Source organism: Streptomyces sp. P5F9 (assembly GCF_057961495.1).
Genome location: NZ_JBXVPZ010000516.1, coordinates 1 through 6,426, shown reverse-complemented (window position 1 = coordinate 6,426; position 6,426 = coordinate 1). Strand labels below are relative to the sequence as shown.

Below are 6,426 nucleotides of genomic sequence, written 5' to 3'. Positions count from 1 at the left end.
TCCCTGGCCACCCGCGACCAGTCGACCCGGGCGGCGATCGAGGCCGTGGACGGAGTCTTCGACACGGCCGCCCTGACCGAGGTCTGGGACAACGCGCTCGACGCCCCCGCCTGGGACCGCGAACCGGTCTGGTGCCACGGGGACTTCCACACGGGCAACCTGCTCACCGTCGACGGCCGTATCTCCGCCGTCATCGACTTCGGCGGCCTGGGCATGGGCGACCCCGCCTGCGATCTGGTCGTCGCGTACACCTTGCTGTCGGCCACGACCCGCCCGCTCTTCCGCTCCGCGCTCGCCCTGGACGACGCCACCTGGACGCGCGGCATGGGCTGGGCCCTGACCACCGCGCTGAACGCGTACACGAGTTACGCGGCCACCGAACCCCGCATCGCCCGACAGGCCACCCGCCAGCTCACCGAGGTCCTCACCGAGCACGCAGCACTCAGCGCGCAGCACCCGGGAGTCACCCCAACAGACCGGCCGGCACCCGTAGTTCGGAATGAAGCGGGAGCCGGACCCTGAAGGTGGCCCCCCGCCCGGGCGCCGAGTCGATCTCCACCCGCCCCGCGTGCGCACTGACCAGGGAGTCGACGATGGCCAGCCCAAGCCCGGCGCCACCGGTGGCGCGCGTACGGGACGTGTCGGCGCGGTAGAAGCGCTCGAAGATGTGCGCGGTCTGGTCCGGGGTGAGCCCCGGCCCCTCGTCCGCCACCTCCAGGACCGCGTCCTCGCCGACCGTGCCCACCCCGATGCGGATCGCAGTGCCGGGCGGGGTGTGCGCGACCGCGTTGCCGACGAGGTTGGTCACGACCTGGCGCAGGCGTGCCTCGTCGGCCAGGGCGGGAGCCGAGGCGGGGGCGCCGGTGCCGTCCGGGCCGGTGAGGGCGACCGGGCGGGTCGCGTCCAGGGCCCGTACGTCGTGCAGGGCGTCGGCGGCGAGGGTGCGCAGGTCCGTGGGGGCCAGTTCGAGGGCCGGACCGGAGTCGCCGGTGGTGCCCAGGCTGTGCTCGTCGAAGCGCGCCAGCAGCAGCATGTCCTCCACCAGCCGGGCGAGACGGTCGGACTCCCGGGCGATACGGGCCATCGTCGCGTCGATGTCCTCCCGGCCGGAGACCGCGCCCATGCGATGCAGATCCGTGAGGCCCTTGATCCCGGCCAGCGGAGTGCGCAACTCGTGGCTAGCGTCGGCGACGAAACGGGTCATCCGCGCCTCGGACTCCGCGCGGGCGGCGAACGCGGTCTCCACCCGGGCGAGCATCCCGTTCAGCGCGGTGGCGAGACGGCCCATCTCCGTGTGCGGGCCCGCCAGTTCGGGCACGCGACGGGACAGGTCACCGGCCGCGATCTCGGCCGCCGTCTGCTCGATCCGGGTCAGCGGGCGCAGCCCGGACCGCACCGCGAACCACCCGGCAAGACCCAGCACCACGAGGAGCCCGAGCCCGGTGGTCCCGTAGATGTGCCACATCCGGTCCACCGTGCCGTCCACCTGGCTCATCGACGCCGACACGATCACGCTGCCACCCGCGTCGTCGGCCGTACCACCGCCTCCGCCCGGCAGCACGGCACGCGGGACCCGGGGCACGGCGATCGACCGCCACCGGGTGTCCCCCGAGGTACCGGCCACGGTGAACGCCTTGCCCGCACGGGCGGCGACGGCGGACGCGTCCAGCCCGAGCAGGTCCGGCCCCGACGCGTCATCGGTGCGTTTCGGCCCGGCGAGCGAGTCGATGCTGCTCTCGACGACGCCGTCCTTGTCCACGTAGGTGATGACCGGGTTGCCCAGCACCTCCGTACTGAAGTCGGTGAGTCCGGGCGGCATCTTCCCGTCGGCCCCGGTCTTCGCCACGGTCGGCGGGAGTACGGCGAACACCTGCGCGGAGGCACGGAGTTGGCCGTCGACGCGATCGACCATGTACGCGCGCAGGGCGTTCCCGGTGACGAGGCTGAACGCGGTGAACCCGGCCGTCAGCAGCACCACGGCGATCAGCAGCACCCGGCTCCGCAGCGAGGCCCGCGTCCACATCACCCGCGGCCGGAGCCAGTTGCGGGTGCTCATGCCCGCGGCCCGCGCAGGACGTACCCGACCCCGTGCACCGTGTGGATCAACTTGGGCCCGCCGTTGTCCAACTTCCGGCGCAGATAGCTGATGTACGTGTCGACGATCCCGGTGTCGCCGCCGAAGTCGTACTCCCACACCCGCCCGAGGATCTGCGCCTTGCCGACCGTGCGCCCGGCGTTGGTCATCAGGTAGTGCAGCAACCGGAATTCGGTCGGCGAGAGCCGTATCGGCTCGCCCGCGCGGGTCGTCTGGACGCCCTCCGGGTCGAGTTCGAGATCGGCGACCCGCAGCAGCGCCGAGGGGTCACCGCTCGTACGGCGCAGCACCGCACCGATCCGGGCGATCAGCTCTTGGAGGTCGAAGGGCTTGGTGACGTAGTCGTCGCCGCCCAGGACCAGCCCCTCGATCTTGTCCTGTGTGGCGTCGCGGGCGGTGAGGAACACGACCGGAATGTGCCCCGCGCGCGAGTCCGCACTCCGCTGCTCCCGCAGCCGCCGGATCACCTCGAAGCCGTCCATGTCGGGCAGCATCACGTCCAGCAGCACCAGATCCGGCGACACATCACGCGCTCCGTCCAGCGCCTCCTGCCCGGTGGCGGCCGAGGCGACGGTGAACCCGGCGTGCCGCAGCGCCGCGCACAGCAGCTCTCGTACGGTCGGCTCGTCGTCCACGACCAGCAGGTTCACGTCCGTGGTGGTGGGCCGGGACGGGTGCGGTCCGGCCCGCTCAACGGTTGCCAAGGGGTGCCTCCAGGGTGCCGGGATCGGTTCCCGGCGCCGGGGCGTGCGAGGACGCGGCCGACGGGGACTTGCGCGCGAGGATACGGCGGGCGGATGTCATTCCTCCGTAAAGGTCCGCTGTGCGCAGCAGGCTCCCCACGAATCCGGCCACGCCCCCGGCCGGCAGCCCGAACACCACCGTCCACAGCACGCTGCCGCTCAACTCGGCCCGCGTACCGCCCATTTCACTCCCGAACATGCTGACCCCGAAGTGCCCGGACGCCCCGGCCAGACAGGCCGCCGACCCCAGGACGACCGCCGTGACGACCCCGAAGCGCTCGGCCATTCCGAGGTGCTGGGCCAGCGGGCCGTCGTAGCGATGCAGCGGGCGGCTGCGCGCGGGGGCCGTGTTCCGGGCGGCCGCATAAGCGCAGCTCAGCAGGATGACGGCGGTCACCACGAGCGCCCCGAGCCACAACGGCCAGCCGCCGGCCGCCAGACTCCCGAGGTGCTCGGTACGGTCCGTCTGCTGCGCGCTGGCGGTCTGCCGGCCGCCGCCCAGGGCGCCCATGAGCGAGGCGAGCGGGTTGCCGCCCTGGCTCTGCACCGGGTGCGTCGCGGCGGTCCAGGGCACGCCCACACCCAGCGTCAGCAGTACGGCCAGCGCGTTCGGCGCGAGCAGCAGCACCCCACCGGCCACCGTGCCGGCCCGCCCACCGGCCACGACCCCGACGAACGTCACCAACGCCATCGGTACGACGACCAGGACCAGGAATGTGCGTACGACCGCCGAGAGACCCGGCGCCCACCCAGGCCGCACCCGGTCCACGGCCCCGCCCAACGGCACCCGCACCCGCCTGCTGACCAGGCACCCCAGCGCGAGCACGACGGTCACCCACACCAGCGCGCCGAACGCGGTCGCGCCGACGTGGACGTCGTAGGACATGGTCGTGTCCTGCGCGGTACCGCCACCGCCACCACTCCCGCCGAACATCCCACCGAGCGCACCCATCGCACCACTGCCGGCACCGCTCGCCCCGGCACTCTGCCCTCCACCGAGCCCGCGGCTCATCGCCGACGCGGGCAGGCTGAACGTCCCGTGCGCGAGGGTGGCCACGAGCCCGAACGCGACCAGCGCCGCCGCTCCGGCACCGACTGCCCGAGCGCCCAACTCCCTTACTGTGAGCTCCCGTTGCCGCAACCGCCGCGAGAACACCAGCCACAGCACCAGAGACCCGACGAGCGTCACCCCAAGCGGCGCGATGTCGGCGGTGCCGCTCATCGACGGGCTCATCCCGCCACCGCCGCCACCGAAGAGCCCGGACAGCATCGAACTCGTCGACCCCGAACCGCCCGCGCGCCCACCGGAGTTGACCGAACCGGCACTCACCGGCCCACCAACCGCCATGGCGACCAGGGCCATTGCCATCGTGCCCGGCGATCCCACCGAACCCGCCCCCAGCAACCACAGCGCGAGCCACGCGACGGCGGCCATCGCGACGAGCCCGCACAGGGCGGCCGCCGCGCCTTCGAGGGCGCCGGCGCCCGGGCCGTCGGGCAGGGGTACGGAAACGGGACGGGACCTTGCGGCCGTAGAGGTAGAGGCAGGCACCGCGGGAACCCTCCGGGGCTTTCGGGGACGTCGTCCCGCACAAGGTGGCGTACGCGATTGCCGGGTTCCGGAGAGGTTCTGGGAGGTTTCTGAGAGTCGGTGGAGGCGGGACGCAGGTCACGGGGACGGTACGGCCGATGTGTCCGGTCCCGTTCCCAGGAAGTTCCCAGAACCGCCCGGCCGGTACGGCGCCGGCGTGACGCGCACCTGGCGAACTCGTCACGCGCATACCCGTCCCAACCCTCCGCGGAAGCCGATGTTCCCCCAGGGGCTACCGGGCAGTAACCGCTTCGCTCTACGCTGCTGCCGCCACCAAGGCTCCAACCAGGCCACGGCGAAGGGGACTTGAGACTCATGAAGGCGATAAGACGGCTGGCGGCACTGCTGGGCACCGCCGCCCTGCTGCTGACGGGGGCCGCGGGCAACGCCCACGCGGCGGCGGCGAAGTTCTCCGGGACGACGACGATCGGGACGCACAACGCGTACGAGAAGGACAAGTACACGTACTGGGCGCAGGCGTTGGACTCAGGGGCCTCACTGCTCGAACTCGACGTCTACGTCGACAGTTTGAGCAAGCGGTGGCGGGTCAGCCACAGCGACCTGTTCGCCAACGACAACAACTGCGAGTACGCGAGCACCCCCGCCGACCTGTACAGCAAGGACCGCAACCAGGACCTCGGCAGCTGCCTGGACAACATGGCCGCCTGGAACACCCTGCACCCGGACCACGCGCCCGTCATCATCAAGGTGGAGATGAAGGTGGGCTTCAACCAGACCATCGGTCTCGGCCCGACCGCGTTCGACACCCTGGTCTCGCAGAAGCTCGGCAGCAGCGTCTACAAGCCGTCCGACCTGCTCGGCTCCTCCTACTCCACGCTCGACGCGGCGGCCCAGGCGAACGCGTGGCCCTCACGCGACGACCTCAAGGGCAAGTTCATCTTCGAACTGATCCCCGGCACGGTCGAGCAGGCCAACCCCTTCGACCACTACTGGACGGACCAGGAGTACGGCGACCATCTCCGCGACCTGTACGCGGCCGGCACGATCGCCCAGGCGCAGGCCTTCCCGGCGGTGCTGGGCGCGGCCAACGGCGATCCCAGGGCGAGCCGTTGGACCTCCGACACCTCGATCCGCCCGTGGTTCGTCTTCTTCGACGGTGACGCGGCGACGTACGTCAACAACGGTTACGACACGTCGTTCTACTCCACGAACCACTACATCCTGATCATGACGGACGCGTACGCGGTGGCCCCGGCGATCTCCTCAACTGCCCCCACGGACGCGGAAGTCGCCGCCAAACTGGCACTACTGGCAGCGGACCACGCAAGCGTGATCACTTCTGACTGGTCCTCGAAGTCGGCGTCGGTCCTGTCGTCGGTGGCCACCAGAATCTGAGGTTCCGGATACCGGGGGCGGGGCACAAGTCCCCCATGTTGCATGGCATCGACGTAAGCGCGTTCCAGTCCACCGCGTACGGCACGGACGGCTCCTCCTTCGTCTTCATCAAGGCGACGGAGGGCCATTCGTACGTCAACCCCAGACTCACCGCCCAGACGAAGACGGGCCGTGACGCGGGACTGGTCGTCGGCTTCTACCACTTCCTCTGGCCGGGCAACATCACAGCCCAGGCGGAGTACTTCGTGAGCAAGGCCCCCGAAAAGGCGGGCGACTTGCTGGCCGTCGACTGGGAGACAACAGGCGACGGCACCCACGCCACGAACGCGGAGAAGGACAGCTTCATCCGCAAGGTGAAGTCCCTCCGCCCGAACAACCGGGTCGTCCTCTACTGCAACCGCACCTTCTGGCTGACCATCGACAAGACGTCCTACGCGGGCGACGGCCTGTGGATCGCCGACTACACGACCGCCGGCAAGCCCCGCATCAAGGCGGACTGGAAGTTCCACCAGTACACCTCGGACCCCCACGACAAGGACGTCGCCGACTTCACGACCAAGGCGGCGTTGCAGACGTGGGCGAAGGACGCCTGACGGTCGTGTGAGCCGGCCGTTCAGCCCTTGAAGTCCCCCGTCCGCTCC

The 6,426-nt window shown here is 70.9% G+C and carries 6 protein-coding genes; 3 read left to right on the top strand and 3 right to left on the bottom strand.

Going from position 1 to position 6,426, the window contains the following annotated elements; translation table 11 throughout:
- Positions 1-522, top strand: a 522-nt coding sequence (locus AC31A1_RS44200; protein WP_489658722.1) for a phosphotransferase, incomplete at its 5' end; no start/stop codon positions are given.
- Here the strand turns inward: AC31A1_RS44200 and AC31A1_RS44195 are convergent.
- Genes AC31A1_RS44195 through AC31A1_RS44185 form a run of 3 tightly spaced genes read right to left on the bottom strand, consistent with a single transcriptional unit; the run spans position 464 to position 4,390 of the window.
- On the bottom strand, positions 464-2,056 hold the full coding sequence (locus AC31A1_RS44195) for a sensor histidine kinase (protein WP_489658721.1): 1,593 nt from the start codon (positions 2,054-2,056) through the stop codon (positions 464-466). The two genes, AC31A1_RS44200 and AC31A1_RS44195, sit on opposite strands and share 59 nt — an antisense overlap.
- Positions 2,053-2,799, bottom strand: coding sequence for a response regulator transcription factor (locus tag AC31A1_RS44190; RefSeq protein WP_489658720.1), 747 nt, complete (start codon positions 2,797-2,799; stop codon positions 2,053-2,055). Before AC31A1_RS44190 ends, AC31A1_RS44195 begins: the two co-directional genes overlap by 4 nt.
- A complete protein-coding gene (locus tag AC31A1_RS44185) occupies positions 2,786-4,390 on the bottom strand; it encodes a streptophobe family protein (protein WP_489658719.1) in 1,605 nt (534 codons plus the stop codon). Before AC31A1_RS44185 ends, AC31A1_RS44190 begins: the two co-directional genes overlap by 14 nt.
- A gap of 354 nt (positions 4,391-4,744) precedes the next feature.
- Here AC31A1_RS44185 and AC31A1_RS44180 point away from each other — a divergent pair, with 354 nt between their 5' ends.
- Positions 4,745-5,785 (top strand): phosphatidylinositol-specific phospholipase C domain-containing protein, encoded by a 1,041-nt coding sequence (locus tag AC31A1_RS44180; protein ID WP_489658718.1) that lies wholly within the window; start codon positions 4,745-4,747, stop codon positions 5,783-5,785.
- Positions 5,786-5,820: 35 nt separating this feature from the next.
- Complete coding sequence (locus tag AC31A1_RS44175; protein ID WP_489658717.1) at positions 5,821-6,378, top strand: GH25 family lysozyme; 558 nt, start codon at positions 5,821-5,823, stop codon at positions 6,376-6,378.
- Positions 6,379-6,426 lie beyond the last annotated feature (48 nt).

Excerpts from the sequence above, each read along its gene's own strand:
- AC31A1_RS44195 (WP_489658721.1), bottom strand. The coding sequence starts at position 2,056 with ATGAGCACCCGCAACTGGCTCCGGCCGCGGGTGATGTGGACGCGGGCC.
- AC31A1_RS44180 (WP_489658718.1), top strand. The coding sequence starts at position 4,745 with ATGAAGGCGATAAGACGGCTGGCGGCACTGCTGGGCACCGCCGCCCTG.
- AC31A1_RS44175 (WP_489658717.1), top strand. The coding sequence starts at position 5,821 with ATGTTGCATGGCATCGACGTAAGCGCGTTCCAGTCCACCGCGTACGGC.